Origin of the sequence: Streptococcus parasanguinis, assembly GCF_015556095.1 — a bacterium.
Taxonomy (GTDB): domain Bacteria; phylum Bacillota; class Bacilli; order Lactobacillales; family Streptococcaceae; genus Streptococcus; species Streptococcus parasanguinis_Q.
In genome coordinates, this window is the sequence record NZ_JADNLT010000006.1 from 44,654 (window position 1) to 61,162 (window position 16,509).

Annotated in this window: 16 protein-coding genes and 1 pseudogene; all 17 read left to right on the plus strand. The window is 42.0% G+C overall.

Annotation, left to right across the window (positions count from 1 at the left end):
• Nucleotides 1–5 precede the first annotated feature (5 nt).
• Nucleotides 6–572, plus strand: a pseudogene (locus I2E70_RS07275) (nucleotidyltransferase family protein).
• 173 nt (nt 573–745) lie between these two features.
• The gene (locus tag I2E70_RS07280) at nt 746–1,171 is read left to right on the plus strand and encodes a low molecular weight protein-tyrosine-phosphatase (RefSeq protein WP_195424241.1); all 426 of its coding nucleotides are present in this window, start codon (nt 746–748) and stop codon (nt 1,169–1,171) included.
• A gap of 28 nt (nt 1,172–1,199) precedes the next feature.
• Nucleotides 1,200–1,604: a hypothetical protein gene (locus I2E70_RS07285; protein ID WP_004219557.1), complete on the plus strand. Its 405-nt coding sequence runs from the start codon at nt 1,200–1,202 to the stop codon at nt 1,602–1,604.
• Nucleotides 1,594–3,396: an acyltransferase family protein gene (locus tag I2E70_RS07290; protein WP_195424244.1), complete on the plus strand. Its 1,803-nt coding sequence runs from the start codon at nt 1,594–1,596 to the stop codon at nt 3,394–3,396. The genes I2E70_RS07285 and I2E70_RS07290 overlap by 11 nt, the downstream gene beginning before the upstream one ends.
• Nucleotides 3,397–3,798: 402 nt before the next feature.
• Nucleotides 3,799–6,450 carry a bifunctional acetaldehyde-CoA/alcohol dehydrogenase gene (adhE, locus tag I2E70_RS07295; RefSeq protein WP_195424247.1) on the plus strand — a complete coding sequence of 884 codons (2,652 nt, stop codon included), beginning with the start codon at nt 3,799–3,801 and terminating at the stop codon, nt 6,448–6,450.
• A 310-nt stretch (nt 6,451–6,760) separates the two neighbouring features.
• Nucleotides 6,761–7,312, plus strand: a complete 552-nt coding sequence (locus I2E70_RS07300; RefSeq protein ID WP_049475235.1) for a hypothetical protein — start codon at nt 6,761–6,763, stop codon at nt 7,310–7,312.
• 9 nt (nt 7,313–7,321) lie between these two features.
• Complete coding sequence (locus I2E70_RS07305) at nt 7,322–7,627, plus strand: hypothetical protein (protein ID WP_023920072.1); 306 nt, start codon at nt 7,322–7,324, stop codon at nt 7,625–7,627.
• The gene (locus tag I2E70_RS07310; protein WP_195424250.1) at nt 7,627–7,950 is read left to right on the plus strand and encodes a hypothetical protein; all 324 of its coding nucleotides are present in this window, start codon (nt 7,627–7,629) and stop codon (nt 7,948–7,950) included. The genes I2E70_RS07305 and I2E70_RS07310 overlap by 1 nt, the downstream gene beginning before the upstream one ends.
• A 163-nt stretch (nt 7,951–8,113) precedes the next feature.
• Nucleotides 8,114–9,166 carry a zinc-dependent alcohol dehydrogenase family protein gene (locus tag I2E70_RS07315; RefSeq protein ID WP_155169884.1) on the plus strand — a complete coding sequence of 351 codons (1,053 nt, stop codon included), beginning with the start codon at nt 8,114–8,116 and terminating at the stop codon, nt 9,164–9,166.
• Between the two features lie 158 nt (nt 9,167–9,324).
• Entirely contained in the window at nt 9,325–9,711 is a 387-nt protein-coding gene (locus I2E70_RS07320; RefSeq protein WP_154859253.1) for an ABC transporter permease, read from the plus strand.
• 169 nt (nt 9,712–9,880) lie between these two features.
• Entirely contained in the window at nt 9,881–10,579 is a 699-nt protein-coding gene (locus I2E70_RS07325; protein WP_155169881.1) for an N-acetylmannosamine-6-phosphate 2-epimerase, read from the plus strand.
• Nucleotides 10,580–10,737: 158 nt separating this feature from the next.
• Nucleotides 10,738–11,190, plus strand: coding sequence for a YhcH/YjgK/YiaL family protein (locus tag I2E70_RS07330; protein WP_155169878.1), 453 nt, complete (start codon nt 10,738–10,740; stop codon nt 11,188–11,190).
• A 113-nt stretch (nt 11,191–11,303) separates the two neighbouring features.
• The gene (locus I2E70_RS07335; RefSeq protein WP_154859259.1) at nt 11,304–12,653 is read left to right on the plus strand and encodes an ABC transporter substrate-binding protein; all 1,350 of its coding nucleotides are present in this window, start codon (nt 11,304–11,306) and stop codon (nt 12,651–12,653) included.
• Nucleotides 12,654–12,706: 53 nt separating this feature from the next.
• Nucleotides 12,707–13,591: a carbohydrate ABC transporter permease gene (locus I2E70_RS07340; protein ID WP_006595263.1), complete on the plus strand. Its 885-nt coding sequence runs from the start codon at nt 12,707–12,709 to the stop codon at nt 13,589–13,591.
• Entirely contained in the window at nt 13,591–14,424 is an 834-nt protein-coding gene (locus tag I2E70_RS07345) for a carbohydrate ABC transporter permease (protein WP_037599884.1), read from the plus strand. Before I2E70_RS07340 ends, I2E70_RS07345 begins: the two co-directional genes overlap by 1 nt.
• Nucleotides 14,425–14,449: 25 nt before the next feature.
• Nucleotides 14,450–15,556, plus strand: a complete 1,107-nt coding sequence (locus I2E70_RS07350; protein ID WP_023920087.1) for a Gfo/Idh/MocA family protein — start codon at nt 14,450–14,452, stop codon at nt 15,554–15,556.
• A gap of 31 nt (nt 15,557–15,587) precedes the next feature.
• Nucleotides 15,588–16,505: a dihydrodipicolinate synthase family protein gene (locus I2E70_RS07355; RefSeq protein WP_023920089.1), complete on the plus strand. Its 918-nt coding sequence runs from the start codon at nt 15,588–15,590 to the stop codon at nt 16,503–16,505.
• Nucleotides 16,506–16,509: the final 4 nt, after the last annotated feature.

The following is a 16,509-nucleotide window of genomic DNA, read 5'->3' on the forward strand; positions in this document are numbered from 1 at the left end:
AGAAGATGCTGACGGAAGAAGCAATAGTGGAACAAATCCAAGCGGATCCGGAGATGATGACTGTCTTGGCCATTATTCGAGATCTCAACTTGGCAGATGCCTGGTTGGCAGCAGGTGCGGTGCGCAATTTCGTCTGGAACCAGCTTTCTGGCAGACCAGGGTTTGATGCGACGACAGATCTGGATCTGGTCTTTTATGACCCTACGATCAGTTATGAGGAGACTCTGCAGATCGAGCAAGAATTAAAGAAGACCTATCCCCAGTACGCTTGGGAAGTGAAAAATCAAGTCTATATGCACCAGCATAGCCCGGGGACAGCTCCATATCATAGTGCCTGTGATGCGGTTTCCAAATACCCCGAACAGTGTACGGCACTTGCAGTTCGCCTAAGGAAAGATGGTCAGCTAGAGCTCTTTCTCCCTTATGGGACAAAGGATATCTAAGACTTCATCGTTCAGCCGACTCCACATTTTTTAGCCAGCCCAGAGCGTTTGGCGGTTTATACAGAGCGGATGAAAAAGAAGGATTGGCAGAGTAAATGGCCTCCATTAGAGGTTCGTTTTCCAAAATAGAGAAACAGATCAGATTTGAAAAAGGAATCTGATTTTTCTTTAAAATGATGGAGCCCCTTTGTCATCTTTCTGTCACATTTTTGTTATAATAGTAATAGTATGCTGGTTTTCCATAGTGGAAAGCCAAGAGCTCAGCTAGGTTGGGCAGTCCGAACAAGGAGTTAGGTGGAATCATGAAAAAAATCGTCTTTGTCTGCTTAGGAAATATTTGTCGGAGCCCCATGGCGGAGTTTGTCATGAAGGACTTGACGGATCAGTATGAGATTGAAAGTCGGGCTACCTCGAGCTGGGAACATGGCAATCCCATCCATCAGGGAACCCAGAAAATCTTTCAACAATACCAAGTCCCTTATGATCCAGCCAAGACTTCCTTACAGATCAAGGAAGAGGATTTTTACAACTTTGATTTGATCCTAGGGATGGACGAAAACAATGTAGCAGATCTGAAGCGAATGGCTCCTGCAGGGACAGAACACAAGATTCATCTTTTTGCTGCTGAAAGTGTGCCAGATCCGTGGTATACCGGTGATTTTGAGGAGACCTATTCCAGAGTCCTGAGCGGCTGTAAGGCTTGGTTAGATCAGTTAGCAACTTCTTAAGAGTTTGATATGTGAGAGAATACAGAATATGAAAGAATTTTATGAGACTTATAAGGTCTATCTGACGCGAAAAAATTTAGAAATAGCAGCATTAGTCGTGATTATTCTATCTGCTTTGATGGTTTTCCTTTCAGCCATTCCAGGTCAGGGCGTCTTGACCTTGGATAAGGGGGCGATCCGTTACGACGGAAGTTTGGTCCGTGGCAAGATGAATGGCAAGGGAACCGTCACCTTTAAAAATGGGGATACCTATACAGGTAACCTCGTCAACGGCTCTTTTAGCGGCTATGGTAAGTTTAAGTCCAAGGATGGTTGGACCTATGAAGGGCAGTTTGTTAACGGCCAGCCGGAGGGTAAAGGCACCTTAACCACAGAAGCCAACGTCGTATACAAAGGAACATTCAAGCAGGGGATTTATCAAAATGCGCATTAAATGGTTTTCACTAGTCCGTGTTACAGGACTCTTATTGGTATTGCTTTACCATTTCTTCCAAAAAGCCTTTCCTGGAGGCTTCATTGGGGTAGATATTTTCTTCACCTTCTCAGGATTTTTGATTACAGCGCTCTTGATCGATGAATTTGCGCGCAAGCAAGGAATCGACTACTTGGCATTCTTGAAACGGCGCTTTTACCGGATCGTACCACCCCTTGTCTTTATGGTCTTGGTCGTGATGCCCTTTACCTTTATGGTCCAACGGGACTACGTGGCTGGTATTGGGACTCAAATTGCGGCGGTCTTTGGTTTTGTGACCAATTTCTTTGAGATGGCAACGGGTGGTAGTTACGAAAGTAACTTCATTCCGCATCTCTTCCTTCATACCTGGAGTTTGGCTCTAGAAGTGCATTACTATGTGCTCTGGGCACTTTTGGCATGGTTCTTGGCTAAGCGGGCTAAGACGGTTGGAAAATACCGAGGCATGCTCTTCCTAGCATCCAGCGGGCTCTTTCTCTTCACCTTCTTGTCCATGTTCATCCGCGCCTTTCTGACAGCTAATTTCTCTACTATCTATTTTTCTAGCTTCACTCACATCTTCCCCTTCTTTGCGGGATCATGCCTAGCAACGGTGACAGGGATTGCCAATGTCAGCCCGAACTTTACAAAGCTGGTGCAGTCTTGGAGCATGAAAAAGACCTTATCGGTCTTGGGTGGAAGCTTTGCCTTCTTGTTTGTGCTCAGTCTTTTCTTGCCATTTGATAGCTTGTGGACCTATCTATTTGGCTTTTTAGCAGCGACAATCGCAGCTTGTGCCATGATTCTGTCGGCCCGCATTCTCCATGAGAAGACGCCGGATAAAAAGGAACCAGCCATCCTCAATTTCTTGGCAGATACCAGTTATGGCGTTTACCTTTTCCACTGGCCTTTCTTTATCATCTTCTCTCAACATTTAGGGAATATGATGGCAGCCCTTGTGACGACGATCGTTTCCTTGATTCTAACAGCTCTGTCCTTCTATATTTTGGAGCCAACCATTGCAGGCAAGGAACCTCGGGTCTTTGGTATGAAGATGGATCTCAGTTTTTTGACCAAGCCGATCTTTTACTTCATGATTCCTCTGGCTCTCTTGATGATTGGAATCTCCGCCTTTGCACCAACCGTTGGAGCTTTTGATGAGAGTTTGGTAGTGAGTGGGCTCAATCAAGCAGACAGCAAAATGCAGGTCACACGGACGCAGGTGGACAATGCGACTGCAACAGACTATAACGTCTCAAATGGTGTGACCATGATCGGTGATTCGGTTAACTTGCGAGCACAGGACTACCTGACTAAAGCCATCCCTGGCATCCAGATCGATGCAGTGGTGAGCCGTCAGTTGGAAAATGGAATGAAGGTCTTTGAGACCGATATCTCCAATAAAGTTCTCCTAAAAAATGTGGTCATTGCCCTAGGAACCAATACTGTAAGCAACTACAAAGAATTGCTGGATCAGTATGTTGAGAAACTTCCAAAAGGCCGTCGCTTGATCCTTGTGACACCATATGATGGTCGCTATGCCAACGATCCGTCCAGTGAATCGGTTCAAACCCGTCTTTATGAATTGGAACTGGCCAAGAAATACGACTTTATCACGATTGCGGACTGGTACCAAGTAGCAATTGAAAATCCAAACATTTGGGTGGGCACAGACTCTGTTCACTTCAATATGGAAACCAATGGTGGGGAACTCTATGCTCAAACAGTCAAAGAAGCTCTTGATAAGGCCGAAAAGGGTCCGGTCAAGAAGTAAAAATGCTTCTCTGAAACTGAAACAAAACAAATCCTAACAAAATAAAACAAAAAGCAACTTTTTACTTGTAAAAAGCTGCTTTTTTTAGTAAGATCAAGAAAACGCCTACATAAATCAATTGAAAATATCACTTTGTGAAGAAAAAAATTTTTTAATTATTTTTTCACAATTTTGCTAAAGAATTGCTTTCACAGCAATAGGATTGACAAAGTTTTCACAAACTTCAAAAAAATCTTTGTGAAAGTTGCTTGGAAGTGTTTACAAAAATCTCAAAATAGAGTACAATTATATTGTGAAAAAATTAACAAATCGAAATTTCTTACACTATTCTTGAAAGTTTCTGAAAACAGGAAAAAGTTCTAGAAAAGGATAAGGGTTTCAAACATTGGAGGAAAGCATCAAATGGCTGATAAAAAAACTCTCTCACCTGAAGAAAAGAAACTCGCTGCTGAAAAACACGTAGACGAGTTGGTGCAAAAAGCGCTGGTGGCGCTTGAAGAAATGCACAAATTGAACCAGGAGCAAGTGGACTACATTGTAGCGAAAGCATCTGTAGCTGCTCTTGACGCACACGGTGAGCTTGCTCTTCATGCTTATGAAGAAACTGGTCGTGGAGTCTTTGAAGACAAGGCGACGAAGAACTTGTTCGCTTGTGAACACGTAGTAAATAACATGCGTCATACGAAAACAGTTGGTGTCATTTCAGAAGATGACGTCACTGGTTTAACGCTGATTGCAGAGCCAGTCGGAGTTGTCTGCGGGATCACTCCTACAACCAACCCTACTTCAACAGCAATCTTTAAAGCTTTGATTTCCTTGAAGACACGGAACCCTATCGTCTTTGCCTTCCACCCATCTGCTCAAGAATCATCAGCTCATGCAGCACAAATCGTACGCGATGCAGCAATTGCAGCTGGAGCACCTGAGAACTGTGTGCAATGGATTACCCAACCTTCTATGGAAGCAACCAGTGCCCTGATGAACCACGAGGGAGTTGCTACGATCCTTGCGACCGGTGGGAACGCCATGGTGAAAGCAGCTTATTCTTGTGGAAAACCAGCTCTTGGGGTTGGTGCCGGAAACGTACCTGCTTATGTTGAAAAATCAGCCAACATCCGCCAAGCAGCCCACGATATCGTCATGTCTAAGTCATTTGACAACGGGATGGTCTGTGCGTCTGAACAAGCGGTCATCATCGATAAAGAAATCTACGATGAGTTTGTTGAAGAATTCAAATCTTACCACACTTACTTTGTTAACAAAAAAGAAAAAGCCCTTCTTGAAGAGTTCTGCTTCGGCGTAAAAGCCAACAGCAAGAACTGCGCGGGTGCGAAATTGAATGCGGACATCGTTGGGAAACCAGCAGCATGGATCGCTGAACAAGCTGGCTTCTCAGTTCCAGAAGGAACCAATATCCTTGCGGCAGAATGTAAAGAAGTTGGTGAAAAAGAGCCGTTGACTCGTGAAAAATTGTCACCAGTTATCGCTGTCTTGAAATCTGAAAGCCGTGAAGACGGAATTAACAAAGCACGCCAAATGGTTGAATTCAACGGTCTTGGTCACTCAGCTGCTATCCATACAGCTGACGAAGAATTGACCAAAGAATTTGGTAAAGCAGTTAAAGCCATTCGTGTGATCTGCAACTCTCCTTCGACTTTCGGTGGTATCGGGGATGTTTACAATGCCTTCTTGCCATCATTGACACTTGGATGTGGTTCTTACGGACGCAACTCTGTTGGGGACAACGTTAGTGCCATCAACCTCTTGAATATCAAAAAAGTCGGACGCCGGAGAAATAACATGCAATGGATGAAACTTCCTTCAAAAACATACTTTGAACGTGATTCAATTGAATACCTACAAAAATGTCGTGACGTTGAACGTGTCATGATCGTTACAGACCACGCTATGGTAGAGCTTGGTTTCCTTGATCGTATCATCGAACAGCTTGACCTTCGTCGCAATAAGGTAGTTTACCAAATCTTTGCAGACGTTGAACCAGATCCAGATATCACAACTGTTGAACGTGGTACAGAGATCATGCGTGCCTTCAAACCAGATACTATCGTCGCTCTCGGTGGTGGATCTCCAATGGATGCGGCTAAAGTAATGTGGCTCTTCTATGAACAACCAGAAGTGGACTTCCGTGACCTTGTACAAAAATTCATGGATATCCGTAAACGTGCCTTCAAGTTCCCATTGCTTGGTAAGAAGACTAAATTTATTGCAATCCCAACTACATCTGGTACAGGATCTGAAGTAACTCCATTTGCCGTTATCTCTGATAAAGCAAACAACCGTAAATACCCAATCGCTGACTACTCATTGACACCAACTGTGGCAATCGTAGACCCTGCCTTGGTATTGACAGTTCCTGGATTTGTTGCTGCTGATACTGGTATGGACGTATTGACTCACGCGACTGAAGCTTACGTATCGCAAATGGCTAGCGACTACACTGATGGTCTTGCTCTTCAAGCCATCAAACTTGTCTTTGAAAACTTGGAAAGCTCAGTGAAGAATGCAGACTTCCACTCACGTGAGAAAATGCATAACGCTTCAACTATTGCTGGTATGGCCTTCGCCAATGCCTTCCTAGGTATTTCTCACTCAATGGCTCACAAGATTGGTGCGCAATTCCACACCATTCACGGACGGACCAATGCGATCTTGCTTCCATACGTGATCCGCTACAACGGTACACGCCCAGCTAAGACAGCAACATGGCCTAAGTACAACTACTACCGTGCAGATGAGAAGTATCAAGACATCGCTCGTATGCTTGGCCTTCCATGCTCTACACCAGAAGAAGCAGTTGAAGCTTACGCGAAAGCTGTTTACGAACTCGGTGAGCGCGTAGGAATCGAAATGAACTTCAAAGCACAAGGAATCGATGAAAAAGAATGGAAGAAACATTCTCGTGAATTGGCCTTCCTTGCTTACGAAGATCAATGTTCACCAGCTAACCCACGTCTTCCAATGGTAGACCATATGCAAGAAATCATCGAAGATGCTTACTATGGTTACAAGGAACGCCCAGGACGTCGTAAATAAGACGCCAAGGAAGAACTGATGTTTATCAGCTATCCCTCGCTCAAAAGAGCGGGGGATTTTTGATGGCCTTTTCAGGTTTCAATCGAAAAAAGGGAGCTGAGGAATTGCCTGTCTTTTTTTGCTTTTCAGACCTCCGAACCATTTTTTCATAAAAATTAGACTTTTTTTCAGAAATTGTGTTATTTTTATAGCATTCCGGGCTAATTTATGTTACCCTATAGTGTGTGAATCTGCCTGTAGCTGAAGGGTTATGATCCTTTTTCAGTTATAGGAAACGAAAAAACAAATCCAAGAAAGGAGGCCATCTCAAATGGAGTTAGAAGGTGAAGTGCAAGATCAGGCGCAGAAAATTATTGAAATGCCCCAACGAGATCGGGCAACGTCCGCTTCAGAAAATCAGCCATCATCTGCCTCGGTGGTCTCCATGTATGGACAGGAAAGGCCAAGTATTCCGAGCCTCCATCAGCAATTGGCAGGGGCATCTGGTACCCAGACCATTCAATTACGAGAGGAATTGGTACTGGCAGTAGCACAAAATGCTTCAGCGCAAGCGACGGTTTTTGAGGCCGAGCTCAAAGATCAGCTAGAAGTGGCCAAGGAGACGGTTTCCCATAAGGTTGCGGAGGTGTCACAAATGGCCCACAGCATGGCTCAGTTTTTAACAGATGCAGAAGTGGAGCAACTATTAGGAGAGTTCTCCATGGATACTTGCTGGGACCAAGCGGTCGAGGCGGAAAACCTGGCTCAAGCAAAGGCCTACTCGACACGTCTGTCAGATTTGGCAGGGCAACTGGAGGCTGCATCAGCCCAATTGGTGGACTTGGACAAGGGACAAGCAGTGGCCTTTGATTTTCATAAGTAGGAGAAAAAGATGTTAGAGATCCTGGGAGAGGATAGAGAACGCATTGAGGAGCTCCATCGAGAGATTAAAAAGGAGCAAGAGCGGATTGCAATTCGGAGTTTGATTGCAACGCAAAAAGCCTTGATGATGTTGGAAGGGATGAGTTTGCAGGTGACTTTGAGCGGTCAATCCGAAAAAATGCGCTCTTTTGCCACAACAACTCTAGTTAATGATTTGAAAGATGGATTTACAGGAGGAGCAGCGGACGCGGCAGAAGCAGCACTGAAATCAGTGAAAAAGCCGATTTTATTGAGTCCGATTAAAGGAGGTATGTGATGTACCATTCAGGAAATAGTGAATTAGAACAACTAGAAGATCGACATTACCGCTTCAACCAGAAACTTAGCGAGTTGGAGTGGGATTATGCGGATATGCGTATGGATGTCCGCCAACATACAGAAAATTTAGTAGACTGGCTGAGTGCCCTGCATTTTCAATCCCCAAGTGCGGAGGCTCAAAGTGGTTTGGAGCGTTTATTTGCCTTGCAAGAAGAGTTTGAGGCAGAACTCAAGCGCTATGAAGAGCGTTTAGAAGAAGAGCGTGAGCGCGAGCAGCAAGAGTACTATAAGCAGCGCCAACAATTAGAACAAGGTGATTGAAACATTCCTCTGGTAGAGATAAGAGGAATGTTTTTGTTTGCTCAAAAAACTTTTAAAAATGTGCTCATAAAATCTTGTAAGCGTTTACTTAATATGTTATAATATTCACAAAGAAACGAAAATAAAATGGTTTTATCAAACCAACAAAGAAAAGGAGTCGCTTATGAAAGCTGCAACTTATGTATCTGCAGGCAATCTGCAACTGCTGGATCAACCAAAACCAATGATCAAAAATCCAACGGATGCCATTGTGCGTGTCTTGAAGACAACCATCTGTGGGACAGACCTTCACATCCTAGGAGGAGATGTGCCAGCTTGTAAAGAAGGCACGATTTTAGGCCACGAAGGAATCGGGATCGTCGAAGAAGTCGGCGATGCAGTGAATAACTTCAAGGTAGGCGACAAGGTCATCATCTCTTGTGTCACAGCTTGTAATACCTGCTACTACTGTAAACGTAATTTGCCTTCTCACTGTGAAGATGGTGGTTGGATTTTGGGTCACTTGATCAACGGAACCCAAGCAGAGTATGTCCACATTCCACATGCGGATGGTAGTCTTTATCATGCGCCTGAAACTGTGGATGACGAAGCCTTGGTCATGCTCTCAGATATTCTCCCAACCTCTTATGAAATCGGGGTCCTCCCATCTCATGTAAAACCTGGGGACAATGTCTGTATCGTTGGAGCTGGTCCGATCGGTCTTGCAGCTCTCTTGACTGTGCAGTTCTTCTCACCAGCTACGATTATCATGGTGGACTTGTCTGAATCTCGTCTTGAAGCGGCTAAGAAATTTGGAGCAACTCACACCATCTGCTCCAGCGATATCGCTGAAATCAAGGCCTTTATCAATGAAGTGACCGAAGGTCGTGGTGTCGATATCTCCATGGAATGTGTGGGCTATCCTGCTACCTTTGATGTCTGCCAAAACGTCATCTCTGTCGGCGGTCACATCGCCAATGTCGGTGTTCACGGAAAACCAGTTAGCTTCAATTTGGACGAATTGTGGATCAAGAACATTACCCTCAACACCGGTCTCGTCAATGCCAACACCACTGAAATGTTGCTCAATGTCCTAAAATCTGGTAAGATCGATGCAACCAAGCTCATTACCCACCACTTCAAACTCTCAGAAGTCGAAAAGGCCTATGATGTCTTTAAACATGCGGGTGAAAACAATGCACTCAAGGTTATTATCGAAAATGACATCAGTGAATGATGTGCTCATTACTCTTTGTTCATAGTTTTTTTAGTAGGGCCAGAGATATTCTGGTCCTATTTTCAGTTCCAGCTAACCGATTTCTCCTTGCAAAAAAATTTCTTTGTCTTATAATATAAGTGTAGAAAACGATTATATGGATAGAAAGGTGTGATCTTATGAAGGGCTTTCGTTACCATCGTGAATTCTGGTTGGACTTTCATTTCTGGATCTTGGTCTTGCTTTTAGCGGCTGTAGCTTTGACGATGCGGGCTCCGCTTTCGGTAGTTAGCCTCGCTTATCTTGCTTTTGTTGGGATTTTGATTCTGTTGCAGGTCTTTCAACCGCCTGTATCGACACGGAAGTACACGGAAGGTAGCTACCATTTCAATTGGACCTTCTATCGGGATATCAGACTCTATATCGATCTCTTTTTATTAGCAGGTCTCTTGGCAGGCCCAATTGCGTCATCAGATATGGCCTATTGGATCTTGCTTGGAGCTGTCGTTGGCTCTATCGGCTTTGTATTTGTCGTAAAGGAAAAAGCGACTCAAAAGATGGCCTAGTGAATCCTCACCATGTCGATCTCTGAAACTAGTTTCAGAGATCTTTTTATTTTTCCCAAAATGCGAAACTATAAACCAATTGCAAGAATAATATTGTAAGCGCTTTAAAAAAGAGCTATAATCAATTTACAAGTACTCGAGTTGCCTTAGTATCAAAGGAGAAGGAGTTATGTCAAAGATTACAAAAGATGAATTGATCCAGCAAATCAAAGATGGCATCATTGTTTCTTGTCAGGCTCTCCCTCACGAACCGCTCTATACAGAAACTGGAGGAGTCATTCCTCTCTTGGTTAAAGCGGCTGAGCAGGGTGGAGCTGTCGGGATCCGAGCCAATAGTGTCCGGGATATCAAGGAAATCAAGGAAGTGACCAAGTTACCGATCATTGGGATTATCAAGCGTGACTACCCACCGGAAGAACCCTTTATCACGGCTACCATGAAAGAAGTCGATGAATTAGCAGCTTTGGATATCGCGGTCATTGCTCTGGATTGTACCCAACGTCCCCGTCATGATGGCCTTTCGATCAGTGACTTTATCCATCAGGTCAAAGAAAAATATCCCGATCAGCTTTTGATGGCCGATATCTCGACCTTGGAAGAAGGATTGACGGCTGTTGAAGCGGGGGTAGACTTTGTCGGAACGACCTTATCTGGCTATACAGACTACAGTCCAAAGGTCGATGGACCAGATTTTGAACTGATCCATAGCCTCTGCCAAGCAGAAGTGGATGTCATCGCAGAAGGCAAGATCCACTCTCCTGATCAGGCCAAGAAAATCCATGATCTCGGGGTGCGCGGTATCGTCGTAGGTGGCGCTATTACCCGACCAAAAGAGATCACCGAGCGCTTTGTCGCAGCTTTAAATTGAGAAAACAAAACAGAAGATTGAAGGAGGAGACCCAATAGAGACTAGTCGAATTCATTTAATGAGAATGTTTCAGTGAAGGATAACGATGAAGATTTCAAGAAGGGAGTCATATTTGCTTAACTTTCTGCAACATAAATCTAGTGTAAAAGGAGAAATAGATGATATTTGATGATTTAACAAACATAAAATTGTACAAAGGGATTCATCCTAATCTGGATCAAGCGATTGATTTTCTCTATGAACACCGGAAAGATTCTTTTGAGCTAGGGAGATATGATATCGACGGTGACAAGGTCTTTCTCGTTGTTCAAGAAAACACCCTTAACAAAGATGAAAATGATCGCTTTGAACATCATCGCCGTTATGCCGACCTTCATTTATTAGTTGAAGGGCATGAATTCTCTAGCTACGGTTCCCGTATCCTAGATGAAGCTATTCCATTTGATGAAGCAAGTGATATTGGCTTTGTTCATTGTGAGAAATTCTATCCACTTCATTTGGGTTATCATAATTTTGCAGTCTTCTTCCCTGGGGAACCTCACCAACCAAATGGTTATTCAGGTCAGGAAGAAACAGTCAGAAAATATTTATTCAAAATTGCGATTGATTAGATGTCTTAAATAGAAAATGGAGGAGATAGGCAATATAGTTAGTTTTTTCGGAGAAGTTAAGTCTTCAAAGCGCTGATTACATATTTTGTATTTAAAACAGAAAGAGGAAAACAATGAAAAATAGTAAGAAAATTCTTTTCGCTTTGGTTCTCGCGTTATTCGCCTTGTTTGTCACTGCATGTTCATCTTCAAAAAATGATGCAGAAGGAAGTAATAAATCTGGAGAATTATCTGGTGAAATTGTAATGTGGCATTCATTTACTCAGGGACCTCGGTTAGAAAGTATTCAAAAATCAGCTGATGAGTTCATGAAGAAGCATCCAAAGGTTAAAATCAAGATTGAGACATTTTCATGGAATGACTTCTATACAAAATGGACGACTGGATTAGCAAATGGCAATGTTCCAGATATTAGTACAGCTTTGCCAAACCAAGTTATGGAAATGGTGAATTCAGATGCTTTGGTTCCATTGAATGATACTATTAAGACAATTGGAGAAGACAAATTTAATAAAACAGCATTAGATGAAGCGAAGGTTGATGGCAATTTTTATTCCGTGCCTTTGTACTCACATGCTCAAGTTATGTGGGTTCGCACTGATTTATTGAAACAATATAATATTGAAGTTCCAAAAACATGGGATCAGTTGTATGAAGCTTCTAAAAAATTAAAAGAAAATGGAGTTTATGGATTGTCTGTTCCTTTCGGGACAAATGATATGATGGGGACACGCTTCTTGAATTTCTATGTACGAAGTGGCGGTGGTAGCCTGTTGACTAAAGATTTGAAAGCTAACTTGACAAGCAAACTGGCTCAAGATGGAATTAAATATTGGGTGAAGATGTACAAAGAATTTTCTCCGAAAGACTCATTGAACTTTAATGTCTTGCAGCAAGCTACTTTGTTCTATCAAGGAAAGACAGCATTTGACTTTAACTCAGGCTTCCATGTAGGTGGTATTCAAGCAAATAGTCCTCAATTGATTGATGCGATTGACGCCTACCCTATTCCAAAAATAAAAGAATCAGATAAAGATTATGGTATTGAAACTTCTAATATTCCATTGGTAGTTTGGAAGAATTCCAAACATCCAGAAGTAGCGAAAGCATTCTTAGAATCTTTGTATGAAAAGAAAGATTATATTAGCTTCTTAGATTCAACTCCTGTTGGAATGTTGCCTGCCATCAAAGGAATTAGTGATGATCCAGCCTATAAAGATAATGACATCCGCAAGAAATTCCAACATGCAGAAGAAGTTATTACAAAAGCAGCGGAAAAAGGTACAGCTATTGGATATGAAAATGGTCCAAGTGTTCAAGCTGGAATGTTAACAAACCAACATATCATTGAACAAATGTTCCAAGATATTATTACAAATGGTAAAGACCCAATGGAGGCTGCTAAGGATGCAGAAAAACAATTGAACGATTTATTCGAAACTGTAGCAGTTGATGTTAAATAATAATAGCAGAGGCTACAATAATGTAGCCTCTGTTTTTAGAGAGGAAAAAGCATATGGTCAAAAATAGAAATTTGACTCGATGGGTGTTTGTGTTACCTGCTATTATCATTGTTGGACTATTATTTGTTTACCCATTTTTCTCCAGCATTTATTTTAGCTTTACAAACAAACATTTGATCATGCCGCGGTATAAATTTGTAGGATTAGCAAATTATAAAGCAGTTTTATCGGATCCTAATTTCTACAATGCCTTCTTCAACTCCCTTAAATGGACAGTCTTTTCTCTTTTGGGACAAGTGCTTGTTGGTTTTGTGTTAGCACTTGCATTGCACAGAGTTAGACGTTTTAAGAAGTTATATAGAACATTGTTGATTGTTCCTTGGGCCTTCCCAACAATTGTTATTGCCTTTTCTTGGCAATGGATTTTAAACGGGGTATATGGTTATCTACCTAACTTGATTGTGAAATTGGGACTGATGAATCATGTTCCTGGATTTTTGACAGAAAGTACCTGGGCCTTTATCTGTTTAGTATTTATTAATATTTGGTTTGGTGCCCCTATGATCATGGTCAATGTTCTATCTGCCTTACAAACGGTTCCGGAGGAACAGTTTGAAGCCGCTAGGATTGATGGAGCTTCCAGTTGGCAAGTTTTTAGATTTGTTATTTTACCTCACATTAAAGTAGTAGTCGGATTACTTGTTGTACTGAGAACAGTATGGATCTTTAATAACTTTGATATTATTTATCTGATTACTGGTGGTGGCCCTTCAAACGCAACAACAACATTGCCAATATTTGCATATAATCTCGGTTGGGGAACAAAACTTCTTGGGCGTGCCTCAGCGGTAACAGTCTTGCTATTTATTTTCTTATTGGCAGTATGTTTCATTTACTTTGGAGTAATTAGTAAATGGGAGAAGGAGGGTAGAAAATGATGAAGAGAAGAACAAATGTACTCCTTGATATTGGGTCACATGTTGTTTTAGTTATTTCAACTATTATCGCAATTTTTCCTTTAATTTGGATCCTTCTATCTTCTGTAAAAGGAAAAGGTGAATTAACCCAGTTTCCAACAAGATTTTGGCCTAAACAGTTTACTCTCGATTATTTTACGCATGTTATTAATGACCTACATTTTATAAATAATATAAAAAATAGCTTATTAATCGCATTAACGACAACTGTCATCGCTATTATTATTTCTGCAATGGCTGCTTACGGTATTGTTCGCTTCTTTCCAAAATTAGGGGCGATCATGTCTCGGTTGCTAGTCATTACCTATATCTTCCCTCCGATCTTGTTGGCAATTCCTTATTCTATTGCTATTGCAAAAGTTGGATTAACCAATAGTTTAATTGGTTTAATGATTGTTTATCTTTCATTTAGTGTCCCTTATGCAGTGTGGTTGTTAGTAGGATTCTTCCAAACCGTTCCAATTGGAATCGAGGAAGCAGCAAAAATAGATGGCGCGAATAAATTTGTTACCTTCTATAAAGTGGTGTTGCCAATTGTTGCACCAGGTATTGTTGCTACAGCGATCTATACCTTTATCAATGCATGGAATGAATTCCTTTACGCACTGATCTTGATCAACGATACAAGCAAGATGACGGTTGCAGTAGCTTTGCGTTCATTAAACGGTTCGGAAATACTGGATTGGGGAGATATGATGGCGGCATCTGTAATTGTGGTATTGCCTTCAATCATCTTCTTCTCAATTATCCAAAACAAAATCGCAAGTGGTCTTTCTGAAGGATCCGTAAAATAGTAAAAATAGAAACAGGAGAAAAACAATGGTTGTAAATTATGGTGTTGTTGGCACAGGATACTTTGGTGCTGAATTGGCAAGATATATGAAAGAAAATGACGGAGCAGTAATTACAGTTGTGTATGATCCAGAAAATGCAGAAGCTGTAGCAGAAGAATTAGGTGCCCGAGTGGCTTCATCACTCGATGAATTGGTTCAAAGTGATGATGTGGACTGTGTGATTGTTGCTTCTCCTAATAATCTGCATAAAGAACCCGTTATTAAAGCTGCTCAGAATGGAAAAAATGTTTTTTGTGAAAAACCGATTGCCCTATCATATGAAGATTGTAAAGAGATGGTAGAAGCATGTAAAGAAAATGGTGTGATTTTCATGGCTGGTCATATTATGAATTTCTTTAATGGTGTTCATCATGCTAAAGAATTGATCAACCAAGGAGTTGTTGGAGATGTTTTGTACTGTCATACAGCTAGAAATGGCTGGGAAGAACAACAACCATCCATTTCATGGAAAAAAATTCGTGAAAAGTCAGGAGGACATCTTTACCACCATATTCATGAGTTGGATTGCGTTCAATTTTTAATGGGAGGGATTCCTGAAACAGTTACGATGACAGGCGGAAATGTTGCTCACCAAGGAGAAAACTTTGGCGATGAAGATGATATGATTTTTGTCAATATGGAATTCCCTGGTAAGCGATTTGCTTTGCTTGAATGGGGCTCAGCCTATCGTTGGGGAGAACACTATGTTCTGATTCAGGGGACGAAGGGTGCTATAAAATTAGACCTATTTAATTGTAAAGGTACTCTGAAAGTAGATGGAAAAGAATCATATTTCTTAATTCATGAATCTCAGGAAGAAGATGATGACCGTACAAGAATTTATCATAGCACGGAGATGGATGGTGCCATTGCCTATGGTAAACCAGGGAAACGAACTCCATTGTGGCTTTCATCTGTTATTGATAAAGAAATGAAATACCTTCATGACATAATGAATGGTGCTCCTGTATCAAAAGAATTTGAAAAACTATTAACCGGAGAAGCGGCGCTAGAAGCAATTGCATCTGCTGATGCTTGTACTCGTTCGATTAATGAGGACCGAAAAGTTAAATTATCAGAGATCATGGGTTAATAACATTACTGATACGACAAAAGGAGAAAAAATGTCAGATTTAAAAAAATATGAAGGAGTCATCCCTGCTTTTTACGCTTGCTATGATGACCAAGGAGAAATTAGCCCGGAGCGGGTGCGAGCGCTGGTAGAATATTTTATCGCGAAAGGTGTGCAGGGCTTGTATGTCAACGGATCCTCCGGCGAATGTATTTACCAGAGCGTGGCCGATCGCAAGCTAGTCTTGGAAGAAGTCATGGCAGTGGCTAAAGGAAAATTGACCATCATCGCTCACGTAGCCTGCAACAATACCAAGGATAGCGTGGAATTGGCACGACATGCAGAAGACCTAGGAGTAGATGCCATTGCGGCCATTCCGCCGATTTACTTCCGCTTGCCAGAGTATAGTGTAGCCCACTATTGGAATGAAATCAGCGCAGCAGCGCCAAACACAAACTTTGTTATCTACAATATCCCGCAATTGGCAGGGGTGGCTTTGACACCGAGTCTTTATAAAGAAATGTTGAAAAACCCACGGGTCATTGGGGTGAAAAACTCTTCGATGCCTGTGCAGGATATTCAAACCTTTGCTTCTTTAGGTGGTGAAGACCACATCGTCTTTAATGGTCCAGATGAGCAATTCTTAGGTGGCCGTCTGATGGGAGCAGGAGCTGGTATTGGAGGTACCTATGGTGCTATGCCAGAGCTCTTCTTGAAACTCAATCAGCTGATTGCTGAGAAAGACTTGGAGACTGCGCGTGACTTGCAGTTTGCCATCAATGACATTATCGGAGTCTTGACGTCTGCTCATGGAAACATGTATGGAGTCATCAAGGAAGTATTGCGGATCAACGAAGGGTTGGAATTAGGATCTGTTCGTTCCCCTTTGACGGCAGTAGTAGAAGCGGATCAAGAAGTGATCCAACGTGCTGCTCAACTCATTAAGGACACAAAAGACAGATTCCTTTGATCAA

Excerpts from the sequence above, each read along its gene's own strand:
- I2E70_RS07280 (WP_195424241.1), top strand. The coding sequence starts at position 746 with ATGAAAAAAATCGTCTTTGTCTGCTTAGGAAATATTTGTCGGAGCCCC.
- I2E70_RS07285 (WP_004219557.1), top strand. The coding sequence starts at position 1,200 with ATGAAAGAATTTTATGAGACTTATAAGGTCTATCTGACGCGAAAAAAT.
- I2E70_RS07290 (WP_195424244.1), top strand. The coding sequence starts at position 1,594 with ATGCGCATTAAATGGTTTTCACTAGTCCGTGTTACAGGACTCTTATTG.
- adhE (WP_195424247.1), top strand. The coding sequence starts at position 3,799 with ATGGCTGATAAAAAAACTCTCTCACCTGAAGAAAAGAAACTCGCTGCT.
- I2E70_RS07300 (WP_049475235.1), top strand. The coding sequence starts at position 6,761 with ATGGAGTTAGAAGGTGAAGTGCAAGATCAGGCGCAGAAAATTATTGAA.
- I2E70_RS07305 (WP_023920072.1), top strand. The coding sequence starts at position 7,322 with ATGTTAGAGATCCTGGGAGAGGATAGAGAACGCATTGAGGAGCTCCAT.
- I2E70_RS07310 (WP_195424250.1), top strand. The coding sequence starts at position 7,627 with ATGTACCATTCAGGAAATAGTGAATTAGAACAACTAGAAGATCGACAT.
- I2E70_RS07315 (WP_155169884.1), top strand. The coding sequence starts at position 8,114 with ATGAAAGCTGCAACTTATGTATCTGCAGGCAATCTGCAACTGCTGGAT.
- I2E70_RS07320 (WP_154859253.1), top strand. The coding sequence starts at position 9,325 with ATGAAGGGCTTTCGTTACCATCGTGAATTCTGGTTGGACTTTCATTTC.
- I2E70_RS07325 (WP_155169881.1), top strand. The coding sequence starts at position 9,881 with ATGTCAAAGATTACAAAAGATGAATTGATCCAGCAAATCAAAGATGGC.
- I2E70_RS07330 (WP_155169878.1), top strand. The coding sequence starts at position 10,738 with ATGATATTTGATGATTTAACAAACATAAAATTGTACAAAGGGATTCAT.
- I2E70_RS07335 (WP_154859259.1), top strand. The coding sequence starts at position 11,304 with ATGAAAAATAGTAAGAAAATTCTTTTCGCTTTGGTTCTCGCGTTATTC.
- I2E70_RS07340 (WP_006595263.1), top strand. The coding sequence starts at position 12,707 with ATGGTCAAAAATAGAAATTTGACTCGATGGGTGTTTGTGTTACCTGCT.
- I2E70_RS07345 (WP_037599884.1), top strand. The coding sequence starts at position 13,591 with ATGAAGAGAAGAACAAATGTACTCCTTGATATTGGGTCACATGTTGTT.
- I2E70_RS07350 (WP_023920087.1), top strand. The coding sequence starts at position 14,450 with ATGGTTGTAAATTATGGTGTTGTTGGCACAGGATACTTTGGTGCTGAA.
- I2E70_RS07355 (WP_023920089.1), top strand. The coding sequence starts at position 15,588 with ATGTCAGATTTAAAAAAATATGAAGGAGTCATCCCTGCTTTTTACGCT.